The sequence below is a fragment of the Borreliella yangtzensis genome (genome assembly GCF_014201775.1).
GTDB classification, from domain to species: Bacteria; Spirochaetota; Spirochaetia; order Borreliales; family Borreliaceae; genus Borreliella; species Borreliella yangtzensis.
The window spans coordinates 4,692-5,279 of sequence record NZ_JACHFG010000018.1 but is presented as its reverse complement, the minus strand read 5'-3'; the positions used below and the strand labels follow the sequence as shown (position 1 = coordinate 5,279).

At 20.9% G+C, this 588-nt stretch carries 1 pseudogene; it reads right to left on the bottom strand.

Features of this window, described 5'->3' with window-relative positions:
* Positions 1–231: 231 nt before the first annotated feature.
* Positions 232–588, bottom strand: a pseudogene (locus HNP68_RS05890) (Bdr family repetitive protein); the annotation flags it as partial.

Below are 588 nucleotides of genomic sequence, written 5' to 3'. Positions count from 1 at the left end.
CCTAAAGTATAAATGGATTATTTTAACAACAAATTTTTAGCTATACACATATATATAACTCTAAAATTATTTTTGTCAACTTCTTTTAAAAAAAAGATATGATTTAATTTAGAATTAAAATTAATTTGTATTTTTACAAAACAAAAACTTATTTAAATTCTTTTGTTAAAAAGTTAAATAAGTTTTAATTTATAAAGAGAGCAAAAATAAAATATTCTTATTTAATTATTCTCAATTGAAGAAATATTTATTGAATATAGAGTAAATAATTGGAGCAAGTGTTATTCCTGCTATTAGCATTACTTGTATTGTTCTATTACTTGCATTAAGTTCATTTTTTAAACTAGATATATCCTTTTGCAAGGTCTTTTCTGCACCATCTATCTTAGAATTTAAACTTTTTTCTACACTATCTATTTTTGCATTAAGTTCGTTTTTTACACTATCTATTTTAGTATTAAGTTCGTTTTTTACACTATCTATTTTAGTATCTAATCTAGATATATCTTTTTGAAAGTTCTTTTCTACATTATCTATTTTAGTATTTAAACCATCTATTTTGGCATTAAGTTCATTTTTTACACCGTC